The organism is Kribbella sp. NPDC051586, from assembly GCF_044453965.1.
GTDB lineage: Bacteria > Actinomycetota > Actinomycetes > Propionibacteriales > Kribbellaceae > Kribbella.
Genome location: NZ_JBITDF010000002.1, coordinates 1,643,330 through 1,664,118, shown reverse-complemented (window position 1 = coordinate 1,664,118; position 20,789 = coordinate 1,643,330). Strand labels below are relative to the sequence as shown.

Genomic DNA, 20,789 nt, shown 5'->3' with positions numbered 1-20,789 from the left:
TCCCGCTGGTTGCAGTCGCGGCACCATCGAGCCGGAGGACCGCTGGTCACGGTTGGGTAACGATGGAATCAACACGTGTTGCTTCGCGTGTGAGCTGGACTACATGCTGGCCGTCATCTGGATCCGCAACTCGTGTTGATCAGGAGGCCTGGTGACAGTTCGGCGCGCGGATGTCGCTCGGTTGGCGGGGACTTCGCCATCGGTGGTGAGCTATGTGCTGAACGGTGGGCCGCGGGGGGTCGCGGAGGAGACCCGGCAGCGGGTGCTGGCCGCGATCGAGGAGTTGGGCTATCGGCCCAACGGGATCGCGCGGTCGTTGCGGATGGCGCGGACGATGACGCTGGGGCTGGTCGTACCGGACAACGCCAACCCGTACTTCGCCGAGCTGGCGCGTGCCATCGAGGAAGAGTCGTTCGCTGAGGGATACACGCTGCTGATCGGGAACTCGTCGGAGGACGACGATCGGCAGACGACGTACGTGCAGACCTTCCTGGCACGTCAGGTCGACGGGTTGTTCCTGGTGCCGGCGCACGGTCCGTTGCGTTGCCTGCCTGATCTGCAGCGCGCGAAGACGCCGTGGGTGACCCTCGACCGGGCGGTGCCGGGGATCGCGCCGGCGGTCCTGGTCGACAACCACGGCGGTGCGTACGCCGCGACCCGGCATCTGCTGGACCACGGCCGGCGGCGGATCGCCTGCCTGGCCGGCCCGCAGGACGTGATGCCCGCGACGGACCGGGTCGCCGGCTGGCGGTCTGCGCTCGCGGAGGCGGGGGTGCGACCGGATGCGATGTCGCTGTGGCACGCACCGTTCGGCCGGCAGGCCGGGTACAGCGCCGCCCGCACGATGCTCGCGGAGGAGGACCGGCCGGACGCCATCTTCGTGGCGAGCGACGAGCAGGCCATGGGTGTACTGCGGGCGATCGCCGAGCTCGGCCTGGTCTGTCCGGACGAGGTGGCGATCGCATCGTTCGACGGCGTGGCCGCGGCGATGTACTCGACGCCGGGTCTGACGACCGTCCAGCAGCCGTTCCGCCTGTTGGCCCGGGCGGCCGTGGGCGAGCTGATGCAGCAACTGACACTCAGCGTGAGCGACGATCCTGGCGCGGACGAGGAGCACGGCACCGAGGTGCTGCCGGTCCGCCTGGTCCGGCGAGGTTCCTGTGGCTGCGTCGACCCGACCGGTGGCGATGCTCTCCAGACGGGCGACACAGAACTGACGACGTTCCCGACCGAACGAACGGAGAACTGAGATGCGGCGATCGGGACTTTGGCATCCGCGGCTGGCCGCGGTGGTGGCCGGTTTACGGCATACCGAGACCATCGTGGTCGCCGATCCCGGGCTGCCGGTGCCACCCGAGGTCGAGACGATCGACCTGGTCTGGGCGCGCGACGAACCCGCGCTGCTGCCCGTGCTGGCCGTACTCACCGCCGAACTGGTGGCCGAGGAGGCCTTGATCGCCGAGGAACTGACCGACGCCGTCCTGCTTCGGGGCCTCGATCGGTGTCTCGGATCGATCCCGTTGAAACGAACCAGTCACGAAGACTTCAAACTTCTCTGCCGCAGGTCGCGGGCTGTCGTCCGCACCGGCGAGACCACGCCGTACGCCAATGTGATCCTGACCGCGGGAGTGCCGTTCTGATGATTCCAGCCGATTACGAGAATCGGGTGTACGCCGGAGTGCTCGGCAAGGTGATCGCCGTCTATCTGGGCCGGCCGTTCGAGGGCTGGCGATTCCAGCGCATCGTCGAAGAGCTCGGCGACATCACCTACTACGTCAACCACCGCAGCGATCTGCCGCTGAAGAACCATCTGCTGGTGGTGACCGACGACGACATCAGCGGCACGCTGGTGTTTCCGCGGGCGCTGCGCGACCACGGCATCGAGCCGACCTCGGAGCAGGTCGGCCAGACGTGGCTCGACCAGATCATCGAGGAGCAGACCGTGCTGTGGTGGGGTGGTCTGGGCAACTCGACCGAGCACACGGCGTACCTGCGGATGAAGTCCGGCATCCTGCCACCGGACAGCGGCGCGATGTCGCTGAACGGCCAGGTGGTGGCCGAGCAGGTCGGCGCGCAGATCTTCGTCGAAGGGTTCGCGATGACGCGGCCCGGCGATCCGCAAGCGGCGGCAGATCTGGCCGAGCGGGCCGCCCGGGTCAGCCACGACGGTGAGGCGATCCAGGCCGCGCGGGTGGTCGCGGCGCTGGTCGCAGGGTCATTCGTGGAGTCGGACATGGAGCGGCTGCTCGACACCGCCGTCACGCTGATCCCGAAGGACAGCCTGATCTACCGGGTCATCGCCGACGTCCGTGAGTGGGCCGAGGGCGGCGACTGGAAGGCGACCCGGGAGCGGATCGAGGAGCGGTACGGCTACCACTTGTACGGCGGTAACTGCCACGTCATCCCGAACCACGCGACGGTGATCCACGCGCTCGCACACAGTGGCGGCGAGTTCGCCCAGGCGATGACGGTGGTCAACACCTCGGGCTGGGACACCGACTCCAACGCCGGCAATGTCGGCGCGATCTGCGGCGTGCGGGGCGGCCTCGCCGGACTCGATGCCGGCCCGGACTGGCGCGGCCCGATCGCCGACCGGCTCTATCTGCCGACCGCCGAGGGTGGATCCTGCATCACCGACGCGGCCCGCGAGGCCCTGACCCTTGCCGCGCACGGCCGCGCCTGGGCGGGCGAACAGCCGATCGTCCCGAAGGACGGTGCACGCTTCCACTTCACGTTCCCGGGTTCGGTGCAGGGCTTTACCGTTGCCGAGGGCACCGGTCCGGTCAGCAACCAGGACAGCCGGCTCACCGTGCCGGGTGGGACCACCGTCAGCACGCCGACGTTCACTCCGCCCGAGGCGCTCGACATGCCGATCTACGGCCTACTCGCGAGCCCCACCCTTTACCCGGGGCAGACGATCGCGGCCCGCGTCGACGCCACCGACGACGCCGAGGTCCGGTTGACGGTCACGGCGTACGACGAGGACGACGAGCTGCGGAGCTTCTCCGGACCCGCGACCGCGTTGTCCTCCGGCGAGTCGGCGGACCTGGAGTTCACCGTGCCGGACCTCGGTGGCCGGCCGGTCACAACCGTTGGCCTGACGAGCTCGGGCACCGTCCAGCTCGATCGCCTCACCTGGGACGGCGCGCCCCAGGTCACGCTGACGCGGCCGGCGGGTGGAACCCTCTGGCGCCGTGCGTGGGTGCGTGCGGTCGACCGCTGGGATCCGCACTGGCCGGAGCCGTTCCGGATCGTCCAGAACCGCGGCACCGGGCTGCTCAGCCAGGGATCGCGGGACTGGCAGAACTACACCGTGACCGCCGATGTGACTCCGCATCTGGCCGCGTCGGCCGGGCTCGCCGCCCGGTTCCAAGGGCTGCAGCGCTACTACGCGCTCGAGCTGGCCGACCGGAACACGGTCCGGCTCGTGCTGCACCACACCGTGCTCGCCAGCAGCGCGTTCGACTGGGAGTACGGCCACACCTATCAGCTCGCTCTCACGGTGGACGGCGACCGCCTCGTCGCTGCCGTCGACGGCGAGACCGTGTTCGACCTGACCGACCCCACGCTCGACTGCGGCGGCGTCGCGCTGGTGGTCACCGAAGGCCGGACCGCAACTCAGCAGGTCAGCATCACACCGATCTCCCGCGAGGAGGAATCATGACCGCACGATCGTTGGGCCGCCGCCGTTTCCTGACCGGCGCAGGCCTGAGCGCGGCAGCCATCGCCGCGCCGGGCGTCCTGACCGCCTGTGGCGGCGGCGACGACAGCACCGGCTCGGGCAACGGCAAGGTCGATCTCTGGCTCGACATCCAGGGCGACGCGAACCAGAAGTACTTCAACGAGCAGGTCGCCGCCCTGTTCGAGAAGGCGAACCCGTCCGTCGACCTGAACACGACGTACTACAAGGGCGACGACCTGCGCCGGCTCGTGCAGACCGCTCTGCAGGCGCGATCGGGCCCGGACGTCGTCCGCGGTCCGGCCGCGACCCAGACCCTGGCCTGGAGCAAGGCGCACGCGCTCGCGGACCTCACACCGTACGCCGACAAGTACGGCTGGAAGGACAAGCTGTCGGCCTGGGCGATGAAGGCGTTCACGACCGACGACAAGCTGTACGCGCTGCCGATGCGGGTCGACACGATGATGCTGTACTTCAACAAGACGCTGTTCGCGTCGAAGGGCTGGAAGCAGCCCGAGAACCGGGCCGACCTGGAGGCCCTGGCGGCCGAGGCGCACGGCCAGGGCATCACCCCGTTCGGTTCCTCGAACGTGGACTGGAAAGCCGCGGGCGAGTGGCTGATGACGGTTTTCTGGAACCACTACTCCGGTCCCGACGCCCTGCACCAGGCGCTGTCCGGCCAGATCAAGTTCACCGACCCGGTCTTCGTCGAGGCCGTCGAGCTGGTGCAGACGTACTTCGACAAGGGCTGGCTGGCCGGCGGCGTCGACAAGTACTTCTCCGTCCCGTCGCAGGAGATCGGCGCGAACTTCGGCAAGGGCAAGGTCGCGATGGTCCCGCAGGGCGTCTGGTTCATGAGCCAGGTCGGCCAGTACTTCGGTGCCAAGGCGAAGAACGCGAACGAGTGGGACTGGATGCCGATCCCGGCGCTGCGCGACGAGGTCAAGTACCCGCTGTACGAGCTGGGCATCGGCGGCTCGTTCGGGATCAACGCCGCCAGCAAGAACAAGGACGCCGCGGCCACCTTCCTGAACTGGTACTACGGCGACCGCGCCGCCGCACTGAAGCGGATGGCCGACGTGCCGGCGACGTACAACATCCCGATCGACTTCGCCGACACCGACATCCCGAAGAAGATCGACCCCCGCTCGGCCCGCGTGCTGACGTCGCTGAACAAGGCGGTCTCGACGGGTGACTACGGGTACGTCACGTGGACCTGGTGGCCACCGAAGACGGACGTGTACGTGTACGAGGGGCTCGAGCAGGTGCTGACCAAGAAGATCAAGCCGGCCGACTACTGCAAGGAGCTCGACCGCTTGTTCACCAGCGAGAAGGCCGACGGTACGATCCCGGCCCTGCCCGCTCAGGGCCCGGCCAAATGACGGCCGCCGTCGTCGGTGCCGGCGTACGGGCGCCCGGTGCCGCTCGTGCGCGGCGCCGGTCGGCGGTGATCGGCTGGGCGTTCCTCGCACCGCTGCTGGTGCTCAATCTGCTGGTGGTGATCGGTCCGTCGATCGCAACCATGTACTACTCGCTGACGGACTGGTCCGGGCTCGGGCCGGCGAAGTTCATCGGCCTGGCCAACTACACCAAGGCCTTCGCCGACCCCGATGTCCACCAGGCCGTGCTGCACAACGCGATCTGGTTCGTGCTGTTCGGCTCCGTCCCGCTGGCGATGGGGCTGCTCGGCGCCTACCTGCTCAGCCAGGTCCGCAGGTTCCAGGTGCTGTTCCGGGCGATCTACTTCATTCCGTACGTCGTGGCGAGCGTCGTCAACGCGGCGGTCTGGAAGATGCTGCTCTCGCCGACCAGCGGGATCGCTCACCAGTTCGGGATCGACCACTCCTGGCTCGGTGACACCTCCACCTCACTGGTCAGCGTGAACGTCGTCGTGGACTGGCACTGGTGGGGGTTCCTCGCGGTGATCTTCCTGGCCGCGATGCAGGGCATCGACCCGCAGCTGTACGACGCGGCGAGCGTCGACGGCGCGAACCGGTGGCAGCAGTTCCTGTCGGTCACGCTGCCCGGCATCCGCCCGACGATGATCTTCGTGATCCTGATGACGGTGATCTGGACGCTGAAGGCGTTCGACTACATCTACATCATGACCCAGGGCGGTCCGGCCGGGTCGAGCGAAGTCGTCTCGACGCTGATGTACAAGCAGGCCTTCAACGAGTACTCCGCCGGGTACGCCGCCGCACTGGGACTGTCGATGACCGCGATCACCGCCGTCATCCTCGCCGTCTATCAACACTTGCGCAGGAAGGGATGGGAGGACGAGTGACCACCACCGTCATCGATCCGGCGACCACCACCCGCACACCCCGCCCGTCGGCCGGCAACTCGAGGCGGCCGGGCCGGCGACTGTCCGGCGGTGGTCCTGGTGCGTACGTCGTCCTGATCGTGCTGGCGTTGTTCGCGCTCGGACCGCTGGTCGCGGTCGTCTTCAACGCGTTCAAGAACAACGCGGAGATCGGCACGAACCCACTGGCTCCGCCGGACTCGCTCAGCCTGCACAACTTCACCGAGGCCTGGACCCGCGGCGACTTCGCCACCACCATGCGGAACAGCCTGATCATCTGCCTCGGCTCCGTCATCGGCACCTGCGTCGTGGCCGGCCTCGCGGCGTACGCACTCAGTCATCTCCATGTCCCGGGCAGCGGTGTCGTCGTCGGGTACCTCTTCCTCGGTAGCGCGCTGCCGGTGCAGCTGTTCCTGGTGCCGTTGTTCTTCCTCTGGACCCAGCTGCACCTGGTCGACAACCTGTTCGGCCTGATCGTCATCTACTGGGCCACGGACGCTCCGTTCGCGACGCTGCTGCTGCGATCGTTCCTGCTCAAGATCCCGAAGGACTACACCGAGGCGGCCCGCCTCGATGGCGCTTCCGACCTGCAGATCGCCCGCCGGGTGGTGCTCCCGCTCGCGTGGCCGGGGTTCCTGACCGTCGCCCTGATTGTGGCGTTGTGGTCGTGGAACGAGTTCTTCTGGGCGATCACCTTCATCCACGACCCGAAGCTGCGGCCGGTCGCGACCAGCTTCCTGGCTTTCCAGGACCAGTACTCGACGGACTGGGGCATGACGAGCGCCGCGGCGATCTTCATGCTCGGCCCCGTGGTGCTGCTGTTCCTCGTACTGCAACGCCGATTCGTCAGCGGTCTGACCGCAGGAGGACTCAAGTGACGTCACCAGACCCCCGTCCGAACCTCGTCCTGATCGTCGCCGACCAGTTGCGCCGCCAGGCGCTCGGCGCGTACGGCGACCCGAACGTCAGCACACCGAACATCGATGCGCTGGCGGCGGCCGGGACGCGGTTCGACACCGCGTGCTCGACGTACCCGGTGTGCGTGCCGTACCGGTTCAGCCTGATGACGGGTGAGTACGCGCACACCCGGTTCATCCCTTCGATCGAGTGGCGGATGTCGCCGGCCGAACGCACGCTCGCCGACGAGCTGAACGAGGCCGGCTACTCGACCGCGCTGTACGGCAAGTGGCACCTGTACGGGAACTTCGGTCACTACCCCGGCCACAACGTGGTGAAGGCGTCGCGCACCCAGGTCCCGCGCCCGTACCAGGGCCGGTTCCAGCGGTTCGCCGCCTTCGACATCTGCAACGACCCGTGGGACACCTACTACTGGAACGAGGACGACCCGCAGCCGCACAAGATCGACGGGTTCCAGACCGATGGGTTGTTCGACATCGCCATCCAGGACCTGAAGAGTCCGTCCGACAAGCCGTGGGCGACGGTGCTCTCGGTGGAGCCGCCGCACCCGATCTTCACCGCGCCGCCGGACTACATCGAGCGCTGGAAGGATCGCGAGATCGTCCTGCGGGAGAACGTTGACGACGGCAAGGAGTACAACAAGCGCGGACCGCACGGGCGCGACCTGATCGACGACCTGCGCGTGTACTACGCGATGATCGAGAACCTCGACGACAACATCGGGCGGCTGATGGACGGTCTGCGTGAGACCGGTCAGCTGGAGAACACCGTGATCGGGTTGACCGCGGACCACGGTGAGCTGCTCGGGTGCCATGGGCTGCTGGCGAAACAGCGACCGTGGGAGGAGTCGATCGGAGTCCCGCTCATCCTGTCCGGTGCCGGGATCACGCCGTCCGTGGTCGAGGATCCGGTCAGCACCGAGGACCTGTTCCCGACCTTGCTCGGGCTGGCCGGCGTCGTACCCCGCGATCCCAAGCCCGGGATCGATCTGTCGCCGCTCGCCCGCGGTGACGAGTCCGGGATCGACCGCGAGGGCGTGCTGCTGGAGTTCGTCGCGGAGATGCGTCCGGGCCTGCCGTTCCACGAGGAGACGTGGCGCGGTTTCCGGTCCCGGCGCTACAAGTACACCGTGCTCGGTGACGCGCACGGCGGCCGGCCGTGGCAGTTCTTCGACCTCGAGGACGACCCGTACGAGATGACCAACCTGGTCGACAGCGAGAAGCATGTGGACGAGCTCCGCCGCCATCACGTGCTGCTGCGCGACAAGCTGGTCGAGACCTACGACCACTACGTGCTCGCGCCCGCGTTCGGCTGTCCCGGCCTGAACGAATGGGATCCCGACGCCAAGTTCCAGCGCCGCTTCGGCTGACACCCTTGAGAGGTGAGGCATGAAGAAGTTCGCAAGTGTGCTCGCCGCGGCGGTCTGCGTCGCGGGTTTGCTCGCAGCAGTGCCCGCAGCCGCCCGTCCCGCCCCGCGGTACGTCGGGACGGAGTACGACCAAGGCGGTAGCACTCAGGCGATCGACGGATCGCTTCCGCATGTCGATCAGCTCGCGGACCAGATCACCCGGACCACCGACACCATGCTCCGGGACCTGGCCCGGGAGCGCGCCAAGCTACCGTACGGCGCCATCGACGGCGACCGCCACGCCGGGCGCCAGCTCACGACTTATCCACCGGCGGCCGGTAGCCCGGTCTCCGATCAGTACGCGACGACGCTCACCCAGTCGGGGCGCCGTACTGCATCGTTCGTCTACCAGGTCGCGGCGCGCAAGACCGACACGAACCTGGAGAAGGACACCTCTTGGACGTCGTTCTCGTTCGCCGGCCCGGTGACGGTCGAGGTGCACAAGCTGAGCGGTACGGCGACCGGCTGCCTGGTGCGGCCGGAGTCGGCGCGCATCCGTACGCACTTCGCCGGCAACACGTGCGCTTTCGTCCTGGGCCAGGCGGCCAATGTGTCCGTCGAGTTCACTCCCAACACGACGAACCCGGTGCTGCATCCGATGCTGGTGTTCGCGAACCCGCCGGAGGTCGACGTACCGCCGGCGAGCGACCCGAACGTGCTGTACCTCGGTCCCGGCCTGCACCAGCTCGGAACTGTCCAGTTGCACTCGAACCAGACGGTGTACATCGCCGGTGGCGCTTGGGTGCAGGGGACGTTCAAGGGCGTCGGCGTGCACGACGTGGTGATCCGCGGCCGCGGCGTCATCGACGGGACCTACCTCGACCTCGGTGACCAGGACGCGAACAAGAGCCAACCGGGGCTGATCGACATCGACTGCCATGATCCGGGCCAGCCGCCGCATGCCGCCTGCTCGCCCGGATCCAACTCGAGCAACGTGGTGGTCGACGGGCTCACCTTCGTCAACGGTCCCCGCTTCAACGTGCGCGTGCTCGGCGACCACGTCACCGTGCACAACCTGAAGGTGATGAGCTGGTGGTACAGCACCGACTGCATCTGGGCCGGTACGGCGAGCCTGGTGGAGGGCAACTTCTGCAAGGTCAACGACGACGCGCTGAAGCCGATGACCGGCGACTCGGTGATCCGCGACAACGTCGTCTGGCAGCTCGAGAACGGCGCGCCGTTCATGATCAGCTGGAACATCCTCACCGACCAGGCCGACTTCCACGTGTACGACAACGACGTCATCCATGCCGAGCACTACTGGCTCTCACCCCAGGCGATCTTCCGCGCCCGGCACGCCACGCCGGGGCATCTGCAGAGGTTCCTGTTCGAGAACATCCGGGTGGAGGACGCGAGCTGGCGGTTGTTCTACATCATCTTGGAGAAGCACCCCAAGTGGTACGACCCGGCGCTCGGCTTCGGGCAGATCTCCGGCCTGATCTTCCGCAACATCACCGCGAAGACCCCGTTCACGATGCCGAACGTCTTCACCGGCGGTGACCCCGACCATCTGGTCTCCGACGCCACCCTCGCCGACGTCTCGATAGCCGGCACCTGCGTCGCGTCGGCCGCCGACGGCAACTTCCAGATAGATCCGGCGACAACCGACCAGATCCGGATCGTGAAGAGCGCCCACACCCCCTGCCTCCGCTCGGGAAGGTGAGGTCCGGTCATGCGTTTTCTCGTCACGGCAGCCGTTGTCCTCGCGCTCGGGTGTACGGCGCTACCGGCCGGCGCCGACGGAGCGCCGTACACCGGTAAGCAGTACGACTTCGGCGGCAGCATCACGCAGATCAGTGGTGACGTGCCGGTCGTCGACGACATCGCGAACAGCATCACCACGTCCACGAACGCAACGGTCGCCGAGATCGCGGCCCATCGAGACTCGCTGGCGTACGGCGGGATCTATCCTGCGGCCGGTACTCCGGACCAGTTGACCACGTACCCCCAGCCGGCCGGGATCGCGGCATCGGACCAGTACTCCGTCACCGTCGAGCAGGCCGCCGGACAGCAACCGTCGTTCGTCTACAAGGCGCTGGCCCGCAAGGCCGACACCAACCGCGAGCAGGACACGTCGTGGACCAGCTTCTCGTTCTCGGGGAGTGTGACGGTCCGGGTGCGGTTGCTGGCCGGCACCGCGACCGGGTGTTTGGTCCGTCCGATCTCGGCGGCGATCACGCCGTCGTACGCGGGCAACGTCTGCACGTTCACCACCAACCAGCCGGGCAATCTGTCGGTCGAGTTCGAACCGAACATCCACAACCCGGTGCTCCATCCGATGCTGGTGTTCGCCAACCCGCCTGAGGTCGACGTCCCGTCACCCAGCGATCCGAATGTGCTGTACCTCGGTCCCGGCGTGCACCACCTCGGCGCGAATCAGCCGATCCAGTCCGGGAAGACCATCTACCTGGCCGGCGGGGCGTACGTCGAGGCCGCCTTCATCGCCGCGGGCGCCGTCTCGAACGTCGCGATCAAGGGTCGTGGCGTGATCTCCGGCCTCTTCCTCGACACCGGGGACCAGGACCAGAACAAGGACCAGCCGGGCCTGATCGACATCGCCGACCAGGCCTCGTCGAACCTGCTGGTCGAAGGCGTCACGCTGGTCGACGGCCCGCGCTTCAACATCCGTGCTCTCGGGCAGTACACCACTGTGCACAACGTCAAGGCGATCTCCTGGTGGTACAGCACCGACGGCATGGTGGGTGGCAACAAGAGCCTGCTCGAGGACAACTTCATCAAGGTCAACGACGACTCGATCAAGCTGTTCTGGGGTGACACCGTTGCCCGGGGCAACACGATCTGGCAGCTGGAGAACGGTGCGTCGTTCATGATCAGCTGGAACATCCAGCAGGACAGCGACACCTTCCACGTGTACGACAACGACGTGATCCACTCCGAGGCGTACCAGCTGGAGAAGCCGGCTGTCTTCCGGGCGCTGCACGCCGGCAGCGGCACGATGTCGCGGTATTTGTTCGACGACATCCGGATCGAGAACGCCAACTGGCGGCTGTTCTACCTCGCGGTCGAGAACAACAAGTGGTACGACCCGGCGCTCGGCTACGGCGAGGTCGACCAGGTGATCTTCCGCAACATCCACGCGTACACGACCTTCAGCCAGCCCAACGTGGTGACCGGCGTCGACGCCAACCACAAGGTGCGCGACATCAATTTCCAGAACGTGTACGCCGACGGCGTGTGCTTCAACAACAGTCAGGCCGGGAACTTCAGCATCGACCCGGGAACCACGAACGCGATCCGGATCTACCGCAGTACGGACGGGAGTTGTCACACGTGAGACCGAATGTGGTCGTCGTACTGGCCGACGACATGGGGTGGGGGGATCTGGGCTGCTACGGCTCGGCCATCCCCACTCCGAACATCGACCGGCTGGCGGCCGGCGGGGCCCGACTGACCGACTGTCACTCGGCATCGGCGGTCTGTACACCTAGCCGGTACGCGCTGATGACCGGGCGCTACGCCTGGCGCGGACCGTTGAAGAACTTCGTGCTGATGGGACACGGTCCGGCGCTGATCGAGCCGGAGCGGCCGACGATGGCGAACGTCCTACGGTCGGCCGGCTACACGACCGGCGCCTTCGGCAAGTGGCACCTCGGCCTCGGGTGGCGGCACCGCGACGGCTCGGTCCGGGACGCGTTCGCCCCCGGCGCGGTGCTGCACGACGACGTCGAGACCGACTTCGGACGTTCCATCGACTACTCCGCAGCCGTGACCGGCGGGCCCAACGACCTCGGCTTCGACCGGTTCTTCGGGATCGCCGGTTCGCTCGACATGCCGCCGTACGCGTTCATCTCCGACGATCGCACTGTCGGCGTACCCGATCGGGAGAAGGAGGTGTATCTCACCGAGCAGCGCCCCGGGCTGCAGGTGGAGGGCTGGCGTGAGGACGAGGCCGACGTACGGTTCGTCGGTGAGGCTGTCAGTTGGCTGCGGGGGATCGACCCGACCACGCCGTACCTGTGCTACCTCGCACCATCGGCGCCGCATCGACCTTGTGTGCCGCCGGACTTCGTCCGCGGTCGCTCCGGCCTGGGCGATCGGGCGGACGCCGTCTGCCTGGTCGACTGGATGGTCGGTGAAGTGCTGCAGGCGATCGCCGATCGGGGGGACACCGAGAACACCCTGGTGATCGTGACCAGCGACAACGGTGCGCCGATGATCTTCTCCGACGACGGTGACATGACGCAGCATCGACCGAACGGTGATTGGCGGGGGCAGAAGGGTGACCTGTGGGACGGTGGGCACCGGGAGCCGTTCATCGCGTCCTGGCCCGGCCGGATCGAGCCCGGATCGTTGATCGAGGCCCCGGTCTGTCTCACCGACGTACTGCCCACCGTCGCGGCGGCAACACAGACGCCGCTGCCGGACGGAGCCGCCGAAGACGGGCGGGATCTGCTCGGTGCCCTGACCCAGGGCGAGCCGCTCCAGCCCGACCGGTCGATCGTGCATCACAGTCTTGGCGGACGCTTCGCGATCCGCTCCGGCCGATGGAAGGCGATCTTCGCTCCCGGCTCCGGCGGCGGTTTCTCGGAGCCGTCGATCAGTGCCCTGTTCAGCTCCGGTTCAGGCAAGGTACAAGCGAACCCCGTCTGGGACGCGGACCATCCTGACGGACAGCTCTACGACGTGGAGGCCGACCCGGCCGAGGCCGTCAACCGATGGTCGGACGAGCCAGAGATCGTCGCCAGGCTTTACGCCGACCTCCAAGCCATCTGCCACGACGAATCGAGCGGCCTCGCTTTCGGCGTCCTCGCCGGCTCTCCAACGGCCTGATCCAGAGCTGGCCCGACGCTGGTCGCTGGACCGTTGCCGGACCTCAGTGGCAGTGGTGCTCGCTGCTCGCGGATCCGGTGGCGCCCAGGTCGTCGTCACGGCCGGCGGCGAGGCGCGACCACTGCGATGTGGGCCGGCCATCGAGCCGGAACTGGTCGCCGTCGGTCCGGAAGCGCTGTGGCCAGCCTTCCGGCGAGTCCTCCCATTCCTCTTGGCGGCCGTAGACGGTCATGTCGAGCAGGCCGTACGACGGCGCCATCGCCTCGACGCCCCGCCCGGTGGTCCAGTAGGTCTCGAACACCCGGTCGCCCTGGCGCAGGTAGCACGCCTTCATCCCGAACGCGCGCCCGGCGACGAGGGAGTCGAGCGACTCCGCGGGCACTGAGTACCAGGGCGCCTCCCAGCCCATGAAGTCGCGGTAGCGCGACGTTTCCTCGAACGGCCCTTGGCAGAAGACCGCGAAGGTGACGTCGCGCGAGTGCAGGTAGGACAGCTCGAGCACCTGGCCGGTGAAGAACGTGCAGCCCTCGCACTGGTCGGCGGCCGGGCTGCCGGTGTGCCACATGTGGTACGACGCGAACAGCTGAGTCCTCCCCTCGAAGACGTCGAGCAGGGGCACCGGGCCGTCGGCACCGACCAGATGGGTGGTCGGGTCGACCTCGACCATCGGCAGCCGCCGGCGGGCCGCGGCGATGGCGTCGCCCTCACGCGTGTGTGCCTTCTCGCGGAGCCGGAGCTCGTCATGCTGCTTCTGCCAGGTCTCGCGGTCGGTGAGCGGGGGTGCCGCTGACACGGACATGGGTTCCTCCTCATATCGGGAGCTATGAGGCTAATAGTTACTGCTATGATCGAGCAAGTACAGGAAGAGAGGTGTCCTATGCCGGCCCAGCGGGGCTATCGGCAAGCCTGCGGCGTCGCACGCGGCCTCGACATCGTGGGAGAGCGGTGGTCGCTGCTCGTGGTGCGGGAGCTGCTGCTCGGGCCGAAACGGTTCACCGACCTCCAGGAGGCGCTCCCGACGGCCAGTCCGAACGCACTGTCCGACCGGCTGCGCGAGCTGGCAGCCGCGGGCGTCGTACGCCGTCGGCAGCTGCCTCCGCCAGGCAATGTGCGGGTCTACGAGCTGACCCCTTGGGGTCGCGGCCTCGAGCCGATCGTGGTCGCGCTCGGCACCTGGGCGCTGGCAGCCCCCCGAACCGCCGAGCAGCTCTTCGTCAGCGTGGACAGCGCCATGCTGACCATCCGCACCTTCTTCGTGCCGACGCCGGAGCGGCCGGAGACGACGCTCCGGATCGAACTACGCGACCACGGTCCTGCCGGGGTGTTCGGCGTCCGCCTCACCTCGGCCGGCGCCGAGGTCGCCCACGAGCCGCCCAAAGATCCGGACGCCGTCCTGGTCACCACAACGGAAGCCCTCCTCGCCGCCTTCGGCACCGAGGACCCCGCCGCCCTTGCAGCGGCCGGGACCGTCATCACCGGCGCCCCCGAGCCCGTACGCCACCTCATAGCAAACGTCCGCATCCCAACCCCACAAGGCGCGTAAAGAGTCCACACGAGACACCAACATGCCCGGGCCCCCGAACCCGCTGATTTCCATGCGAGATTCGCCCATGCCTGCCGGCGACCGGTGCCATAGGCAACTTCAGCCTGTGGTAGCGCTGCGTTACTTCCAGAATGTTCGAAAGCTGGTTGAGTAACCTCGGGCGGCCTACTCTGTGGCCGCAGGATCATGTGGTGCGGCAGAGTCAGGGATGGCGCAGGTGAGGCTCGGGCTTGGCGAGTTTCGAACGGCGATTGTGGGAGGTCTCTGCGTCCGGTTTCCGGCCGGCCTGGCCGACGGGGCGAAGGTGACACGAGGCGCCGCCCGGTGTGTCAATCCGCGCGGCGGCTGTCTGCTTGTCGTCGTTGGTGTGGTGCTGTCGGTTCTCCTGACCGGATGCGACCCCGTCGGGTGGATGCCAGGTGACAGGACGGAGGCCCGCGTCGATGCCAGGATCAAGGCCGACGGCGGTATGGATGTCGACCTGATCATCGGTGGGATGTCGGAAGCCGAACAGATCCGCACCGGAGAAGCGGTCGCACCGCTGCTGCTGCCCACCGCATCGCGCCGGTGGGTCGATCACGGAGACAACGGCGCCGGCTACTCCTTCGCGGTGTTGCATGCGACCGGGGTCTACCAGCCCGGAAACCGTCCGACGGTCGGCTTGGACTTCCGCACCACGCTGTCGAGACTGAGAACCGTCGGCGTTCGGGCCGTGCGTATCACCGTACGTGCACCCCGCGTACCAGCTGCCGCAGACTGGCAATCGCCACCCGGCGACGTTGATGGTGACTACTGGTCCTGGGACAGGCTCGGCCAAGGTGACATGCCCCCCGCGGGGACTGTTCGAATGGACCCACAGCCTTGGCGTGGACAGTTGGGGATCGGGCTCTGGGCGGTGGGCGTGGCCGGTCTGCTGCTGGCTCTGATGGGTCTGCGCCGCAGGCGACGGCTCCTGGCCGGCCTCGGTACAGGCGTGGTCGTCCTGACCTGGGTTGCCGCCATCGTCGTCGGAGCCGGCCCGGTCGACATGGACAACTTGGGCGTCGCCGGCATGGCGACAGGCCACTTACTGCTGACGGTGAGGCTGCTTGCGGTCAGCGATTCCCTGCTGTTGCTGGCCGTTTTCATCGTGTTCGCTCTCAGCTTGGGCAACAACAATCGCGGCTCTGGCTTCAACCCACCGCCGGGCTGGCCCGTACCGCCTCCAGGCTGGAGACCTCCGCCGGGCTGGCGGCCACCACCGCACTGGCCGGCCCCACCGCCGGACTGGGACTTCTCGGCCCGTCCACGGCGCAAGCCTGATGGACCCCGCTGAGCAATGGGCCCCGTTCAGCTGCGGGCCACCGAAGGTCCACGCCAGCTGCTGGGCAGGCTGGACGGTGAGGTCAGGTCGGGACAGCCGAGCCGGTCGCTTCGGCGATGGACGAAGTATGGAGTTCGCGGAGTGCAGGCCGCTGTTACGGGCGCAGTTCCGGGTGGGTGAGGAGGGATCTGGCCAGGTTGTGGCCGAGTTCTTGGCCGGCATAGTGGTCGAGCTTGGTGTGGATGCCGGCGTACAGGCGACTGAGTCCGGCCTCGTCGGCGATGGCCTGCAGGGAGCGGAACTTCCGGGTGACGCCGGGAAGCACGTCGGACGTGACCGCGAGCCGCAACCGCGGATCGAACTCCTGACTCAGCAGGGTCGCGGCGGTCTGCGAGACCACACTGTGCGCGCCGGGGTACGACGGGTCGGCCGGTGTCGTGGCCAGGGGGTTCCAGCTCGGATTCGCCCTGGTGGCGGGGTTGCCGTCCTGATCCGCGAGCCGGATCGCAGTGACAGGTCGCCAGATCCGGAAGTGGTACTTGGCGTCGTAGAACGCGATGACCGCATCGGCCAGCGCCAGGTTGAGGTGCGCGAACACCCGGGCCGCACGCACAAGGTCGTTGCCTTCGGCACTGATAGCGGTCTGGGTGATCTCGTTCCAGTAGTTCCAGATCGGTGCTGCCCAGAAGTTGCCCTGTTCGGTCTGGTCCTCGCTGCGGCCACCGCTCGTGTCCTGGCCGAGCCGCTGGACCTCGTTGATCGCCGCGGCGTACCGCCGGCCGCCGAGGTCTGGATACGCTTCCGGGCGGAATCGGTCGGCCCGCTTGATCAGGAACGGCCTGACGGCTGACCAGTGCGTGAACACAGCAGGCGAACCGGCGGGCGGTGTCGGCCGGTACTGACCGGGTCGGGTGCCGGGAGCCAGCGGCGGCGGGACGACCGCTGAGCCGTCGTCAGCGCGTAGATCGAGCAGGAGCCGAGCGGTGAGCCGGCCCGCGGCGATGCCTGCTTCGCGACCAGGCGCGTGGCCGAGGGCGCGCAGTTCGTCGGTGAGCCGGTGGCCCAGATCGACGGCCTCCGCCGGATACAGCGCGACGAGAATGTCATGCCCTGCTTGGGCTGCTGCGGCGATCGGCGATGCTGCGGACGCCGCGTGCACTGCGAAGAGGTACGGCGTACCCTTCCCGGTGGTGGCGACCACAGCGTTATGGATCGCCGCGTGCAGAAGTGCGAAGCTGCGGGTCGGGTGAACGGTGGGCGGCTGCAGACCTGGCGTGCGGACGATCTCGAGCAGTGCCTGGTTCCAGGCGATCACAACGTCAGCACCCGTCCGGGCTTGTCTGGTCACTTCGAGCGACGGGACGCGGGCAGCCGTCTGAGCAGCAGCGAAGGTGGTGTTTGTTGCTCCGACGGCTACGGCCGCGGCAGTCGTGCCACCGGCGATCAGTAGGCCGCGACGTGAGACTGGAGAGGTCACGATGACTCCACGGAGAAGATTCGATGGACGTCAAGGGATAGCCGGACGGGTTACAGGCGGGGACTCGTGTAACCCCGGTGCCTATTACAGGTGTGGTGTTGTGGCGGTCCTGACGTGCGAAGTGGACGGTGACGGGTGGCGGGACGAAATGTGTGGGGGCGGCGGAGGCTCGACGAGGGACCGAAATCGGAGTCGGTTCCCGCGGCCTCACCGGTTCGTCTTCACGTGGTGACCGAGGACAGCTATGCCGACTGGGAGGCTGTCTACAACGACAATGTGGACCGCGTCTACCGGATGATGTTCGCCAAGGTGGGCAACCGTCCCGACGCGGAGGATCTCACCGCCGAGGTGTTCGTGACGGCGTTGCGGCCGTTGCAGCTGTCAGCGAGCGTCGGCGAGGTCCGGGCTTATCTGTCCGCGACCGTGCGCACGGTGCTGGCAGCCTACTGGCGGCGAACGCTGGGCCGTGAGATCACCAGGCTCGACGAGGACTGGGCGCTGACCGAGTCGGTGACCGACGCCGGCGACAGCGGCGCGGCCGCCCGGGCGGAGGCGATCCTGGCGGAGCTACCCGAGCGGTACCGCCGCATTCTCCAGTTGCGGTTCATCGGCTCGTGTTCGTTGAAGGAGGCCGCGACGGAGCTGGGAGTGACCGTGGGTAACGCGAAGGTCCTGCAGCACCGGGCGCTTCGGCAGGCCGCGGTTGTGGCAGAGAGAATGGAGGTGTGACCATGCGCGGTGTACGCCGATTCGTCGAAGATCTACTGAGCCGGCGTCGGACGAAGCCTTTTGCTGCCGACGCGGCAGACGAGTCTCAGATTCGGACCGCGATCGCCCTGCGCGCCGCTGGTCCTGACACCGAGCCGAGCGATGAGTTCGTCAGCTCCTTGCGCGAGCGCTTGCGGACCGAGCTGGACGATGCGCCGCCGGTGCGGGACGTGCGCGGCAGCCGTCGCCGGTTCGTGCTGTCGATCGCTGCGGCTTCCGCGGCATCAGCCGCGGTCGGTGTCGGCGCCGAGATGGCCCTGAGCGGCTCCGGGGGAGCGGTGACGGCGGAGCCCGCCGACGCGACGGTCACGCCCGACAACGGGGAATGGCGCGGGATCGTCGCGGTCAAGGACCTGCCGGACGGTGCCGTGCGGCCGTTCGACGCGGGGAGCATTGTCGGCTTCGTGCATCGCTCCGGTGACGAGCTGAACGCCGTGTCCGGCGTCTGCACTCACCTGGGGTGCAAGCTTGCCCTGGACGGTCCTGCGCGCCGATTGAAGTGCCCTTGTCACAGTGCCACGTTCGGCGTCGACGGCGCGGTGCTGCAGCACCGGCTCCCGATCGCGCTGCCGCCCTTGCCAAAGCTGATGGTGCGCGAATCCGACGGCGTGGTTCAGGTCTTCGTCCCGCCCCGCCAAGCCTGATCGACCATCCTGGCTGGTCGGCGTGTCGCAGGAAGCAACTCGACACCAGGTGTAACCAGGCTGCCTATTCATCGGCATGACAAGCATTCGTTCAAGCCGACCCGCCGTCGTTGCGCTCGCGGCGACCGGTTGTCTGATAGCCCTCGCCGCTTGCGGAAGCACCGATAATCAGTCCGGTGCGGCGTCGTCCGCCGCCTCTTCCCAACCGTCTCCTGTCGACTCGGAGATGCCCGGTATGTCCATGTCACCGGCGCCCGCGGCCGGTGCGCCGGTCGCGTCCACCTCGGTGGCCATCAAGGGGTTCGCCTTCGGCCCTCTGAGCATCAAGGTCAAGGTCGGCGCCACGGTGACGTGGACCAACGACGACCAGGACCCGCACACGGTGACCAGCCAGAACGGCACCGGCCCGTTGAAGTCGAAGACGCTGCAGAACGGTGACAAGTTCCAGTACACGTTCACCAAGGCCGGCACCTTCGACTACCTGTGCACGATCCACCCCTTCATGACCGGCACGGTGGTGGTCACCGCATGAGCGTCGAGGACGATCACAGCCCGGAAGGCATGACGCGTCGTCAGTTGATGCGTCACACCGCGTGGTTCGGTGCGGCCGTGGTGCTGACGGTGACGGGTGGCGAGGTGATCAGCCAGGTCACCGGCCCCGGCGAGGCGCCCGCCGCGCTCGCCAAGGATCCGAACGCGTTGCGGTTCATCCAGATCAGCGACAGCCACCTGGGCTTCAAGGGCACCGCGAACACCGCCGTCGAACAGTCGTTCACCGAGGCGATCGACCAGATCAACGCGTTGCCGTACCGGGCGGACTTCGTCGTACACACCGGAGACCTGACCCATCTGTCGACGCCCGCACAGTTCGACCAGGTCAAGCAGCTGATGAGCGGCCTGAACACCGGACGTGTGTTCACGGTCCCGGGTGAGCACGACTCGATCGACGATCACGGCCAGAAGTACCGGGCCGCCTTCGGAAAGGGCACCGCCGGCGACGGCTGGTACAGCTTCGACCTGCACGGGGTGCACTTCATCTCGCTGGTGAACACGCTGGGGCTGGAGTCGCTCGGTCACCTCGGCACAGAGCAGCTCGCGTTCGTCCAGAAGGACGTCGCGAACCTGTCGTCGGACACCCCGATCGTCGTCTTCAGCCACATCCCGCTGTTCGCGCTCTATCCCAAGTGGGGCTGGGGAACCAACGATGCCACGCAAGCACTCAGCTACCTCAAACGGTTCTCGTCGGTGACCTGCCTCAACGGCCACATCCACCAGCTGTTCACCAAGACCGAAGGCAACGTCACCTTCCACAGTGCGACCACCACCGCCTACCCGCTGCCCCACCCCGGCGAGGCGGCGGCACCGACGCCGGTGACCTTGCCGGCCGGAAAGCTGAAGGACGCGCTGGGTATCCGCGAGGTCCAGTACCTCGAAGGCACCGACCGGCTCGCGATCAAGGACGTGAAACTGGCATGAAGGTTCCCCGCCGTACGCTCGAGGCCCTCCCGCTGTCCATCTGCCTCGCCATCAGCGGCTACATCCACGCGCAGCTGTACGTCCGCAGCTACCACTTCATCCCGACGATCGGGCCGTCGTTCCACTGGGATGCCGCAGCCTCGATGGCAGTGGCCGTACTCCTTCTGGTCGGCAATGCCGGCGTACTCCGGATCCTCGCCGCCGGACTGTGTCTGAGCGGTCTCGGCGGGTTCACGCTGTCGCGCACAGTGGGTCTGTTCGGATTCACCGAGCGCGGCTGGCAGCCCTCGCCGCAGGCTCCGCTCAGTGTGGTCGCTTGGGTGGCTGCACTCGTTCTGCTGCTGATACCGGCGATCAGACAGTTTCGAGAGCACCAGAACGCCAGGGACTATGTTGCCGTCGGCAATGAGTAGCCGCAGGCAACCTTCGCCGTACCGATCCTCGACGGAGAATTGTCATCGAGCCGTAGTGCTCGGGGGA

Annotated in this window: 19 protein-coding genes; 17 read left to right on the top strand and 2 right to left on the bottom strand. The window is 67.4% G+C overall.

The window, feature by feature from the left end:
- Positions 1 to 151: 151 nt before the first annotated feature.
- Genes ACIA58_RS18265 through ACIA58_RS18220 form a run of 10 tightly spaced genes read left to right on the top strand, consistent with a single transcriptional unit; the run spans position 152 to position 13,098 of the window.
- Positions 152 to 1,249, top strand: a complete 1,098-nt coding sequence (locus ACIA58_RS18265; RefSeq protein WP_396404829.1) for a LacI family DNA-binding transcriptional regulator — start codon at positions 152 to 154, stop codon at positions 1,247 to 1,249.
- 1 nt (position 1,250) lies between these two features.
- Complete coding sequence (gene rbsD, locus ACIA58_RS18260; RefSeq protein WP_396404828.1) at positions 1,251 to 1,640, top strand: D-ribose pyranase; 390 nt, start codon at positions 1,251 to 1,253, stop codon at positions 1,638 to 1,640.
- Entirely contained in the window at positions 1,640 to 3,664 is a 2,025-nt protein-coding gene (locus ACIA58_RS18255; protein WP_396404827.1) for an ADP-ribosylglycohydrolase family protein, read from the top strand. The genes rbsD and ACIA58_RS18255 overlap by 1 nt, the downstream gene beginning before the upstream one ends.
- Positions 3,661 to 5,061 (top strand): ABC transporter substrate-binding protein, encoded by a 1,401-nt coding sequence (locus ACIA58_RS18250; protein WP_396404826.1) that lies wholly within the window; start codon positions 3,661 to 3,663, stop codon positions 5,059 to 5,061. The genes ACIA58_RS18255 and ACIA58_RS18250 overlap by 4 nt, the downstream gene beginning before the upstream one ends.
- The gene (locus tag ACIA58_RS18245; RefSeq protein ID WP_396404825.1) at positions 5,058 to 5,963 is read left to right on the top strand and encodes a carbohydrate ABC transporter permease; all 906 of its coding nucleotides are present in this window, start codon (positions 5,058 to 5,060) and stop codon (positions 5,961 to 5,963) included. Before ACIA58_RS18250 ends, ACIA58_RS18245 begins: the two co-directional genes overlap by 4 nt.
- The gene (locus ACIA58_RS18240) at positions 5,960 to 6,859 is read left to right on the top strand and encodes a carbohydrate ABC transporter permease (RefSeq protein ID WP_396404824.1); all 900 of its coding nucleotides are present in this window, start codon (positions 5,960 to 5,962) and stop codon (positions 6,857 to 6,859) included. The genes ACIA58_RS18245 and ACIA58_RS18240 overlap by 4 nt, the downstream gene beginning before the upstream one ends.
- On the top strand, positions 6,856 to 8,268 hold the full coding sequence (locus ACIA58_RS18235) for a sulfatase (protein WP_396404823.1): 1,413 nt from the start codon (positions 6,856 to 6,858) through the stop codon (positions 8,266 to 8,268). The genes ACIA58_RS18240 and ACIA58_RS18235 overlap by 4 nt, the downstream gene beginning before the upstream one ends.
- A gap of 19 nt (positions 8,269 to 8,287) precedes the next feature.
- Complete coding sequence (locus ACIA58_RS18230) at positions 8,288 to 9,970, top strand: hypothetical protein (RefSeq protein ID WP_396404822.1); 1,683 nt, start codon at positions 8,288 to 8,290, stop codon at positions 9,968 to 9,970.
- A 9-nt stretch (positions 9,971 to 9,979) separates the two neighbouring features.
- The gene (locus ACIA58_RS18225; protein WP_396404821.1) at positions 9,980 to 11,602 is read left to right on the top strand and encodes a hypothetical protein; all 1,623 of its coding nucleotides are present in this window, start codon (positions 9,980 to 9,982) and stop codon (positions 11,600 to 11,602) included.
- Entirely contained in the window at positions 11,599 to 13,098 is a 1,500-nt protein-coding gene (locus tag ACIA58_RS18220) for an arylsulfatase (RefSeq protein WP_396404820.1), read from the top strand. The genes ACIA58_RS18225 and ACIA58_RS18220 overlap by 4 nt, the downstream gene beginning before the upstream one ends.
- A 43-nt stretch (positions 13,099 to 13,141) precedes the next feature.
- Here ACIA58_RS18220 and ACIA58_RS18215 read toward each other — a convergent pair whose 3' ends face one another.
- Entirely contained in the window at positions 13,142 to 13,897 is a 756-nt protein-coding gene (locus tag ACIA58_RS18215; RefSeq protein WP_396404819.1) for a DUF899 family protein, read from the bottom strand.
- A gap of 78 nt (positions 13,898 to 13,975) precedes the next feature.
- Here ACIA58_RS18215 and ACIA58_RS18210 point away from each other — a divergent pair, with 78 nt between their 5' ends.
- Together ACIA58_RS18210 and ACIA58_RS18205 are read left to right on the top strand one after the other, a co-directional pair.
- Entirely contained in the window at positions 13,976 to 14,641 is a 666-nt protein-coding gene (locus ACIA58_RS18210; RefSeq protein ID WP_396404818.1) for a winged helix-turn-helix transcriptional regulator, read from the top strand.
- A gap of 217 nt (positions 14,642 to 14,858) precedes the next feature.
- Positions 14,859 to 15,956 (top strand): hypothetical protein, encoded by a 1,098-nt coding sequence (locus ACIA58_RS18205; RefSeq protein WP_396404817.1) that lies wholly within the window; start codon positions 14,859 to 14,861, stop codon positions 15,954 to 15,956.
- A 142-nt stretch (positions 15,957 to 16,098) separates the two neighbouring features.
- Here ACIA58_RS18205 and ACIA58_RS18200 read toward each other — a convergent pair whose 3' ends face one another.
- Positions 16,099 to 17,421 (bottom strand): vanadium-dependent haloperoxidase, encoded by a 1,323-nt coding sequence (locus tag ACIA58_RS18200; RefSeq protein ID WP_396404816.1) that lies wholly within the window; start codon positions 17,419 to 17,421, stop codon positions 16,099 to 16,101.
- A gap of 228 nt (positions 17,422 to 17,649) precedes the next feature.
- Between ACIA58_RS18200 and ACIA58_RS18195 the strand changes: the two genes are divergently transcribed.
- The 5 genes from ACIA58_RS18195 to ACIA58_RS18175 all read left to right on the top strand — a co-directional run bounded on the left by ACIA58_RS18195 (position 17,650) and on the right by ACIA58_RS18175 (position 20,722).
- On the top strand, positions 17,650 to 18,150 hold the full coding sequence (locus ACIA58_RS18195) for an RNA polymerase sigma factor (RefSeq protein WP_396404815.1): 501 nt from the start codon (positions 17,650 to 17,652) through the stop codon (positions 18,148 to 18,150).
- A 2-nt stretch (positions 18,151 to 18,152) separates the two neighbouring features.
- The gene (locus ACIA58_RS18190; protein ID WP_396404996.1) at positions 18,153 to 18,833 is read left to right on the top strand and encodes a Rieske (2Fe-2S) protein; all 681 of its coding nucleotides are present in this window, start codon (positions 18,153 to 18,155) and stop codon (positions 18,831 to 18,833) included.
- Between the two features lie 235 nt (positions 18,834 to 19,068).
- Positions 19,069 to 19,365, top strand: coding sequence for a cupredoxin family copper-binding protein (locus ACIA58_RS18185; RefSeq protein ID WP_396404814.1), 297 nt, complete (start codon positions 19,069 to 19,071; stop codon positions 19,363 to 19,365).
- On the top strand, positions 19,362 to 20,309 hold the full coding sequence (locus ACIA58_RS18180; RefSeq protein ID WP_396404813.1) for a metallophosphoesterase family protein: 948 nt from the start codon (positions 19,362 to 19,364) through the stop codon (positions 20,307 to 20,309). Before ACIA58_RS18185 ends, ACIA58_RS18180 begins: the two co-directional genes overlap by 4 nt.
- Complete coding sequence (locus ACIA58_RS18175) at positions 20,306 to 20,722, top strand: hypothetical protein (RefSeq protein ID WP_396404812.1); 417 nt, start codon at positions 20,306 to 20,308, stop codon at positions 20,720 to 20,722. Before ACIA58_RS18180 ends, ACIA58_RS18175 begins: the two co-directional genes overlap by 4 nt.
- The last annotated feature ends 67 nt before the right edge of the window (positions 20,723 to 20,789 follow it).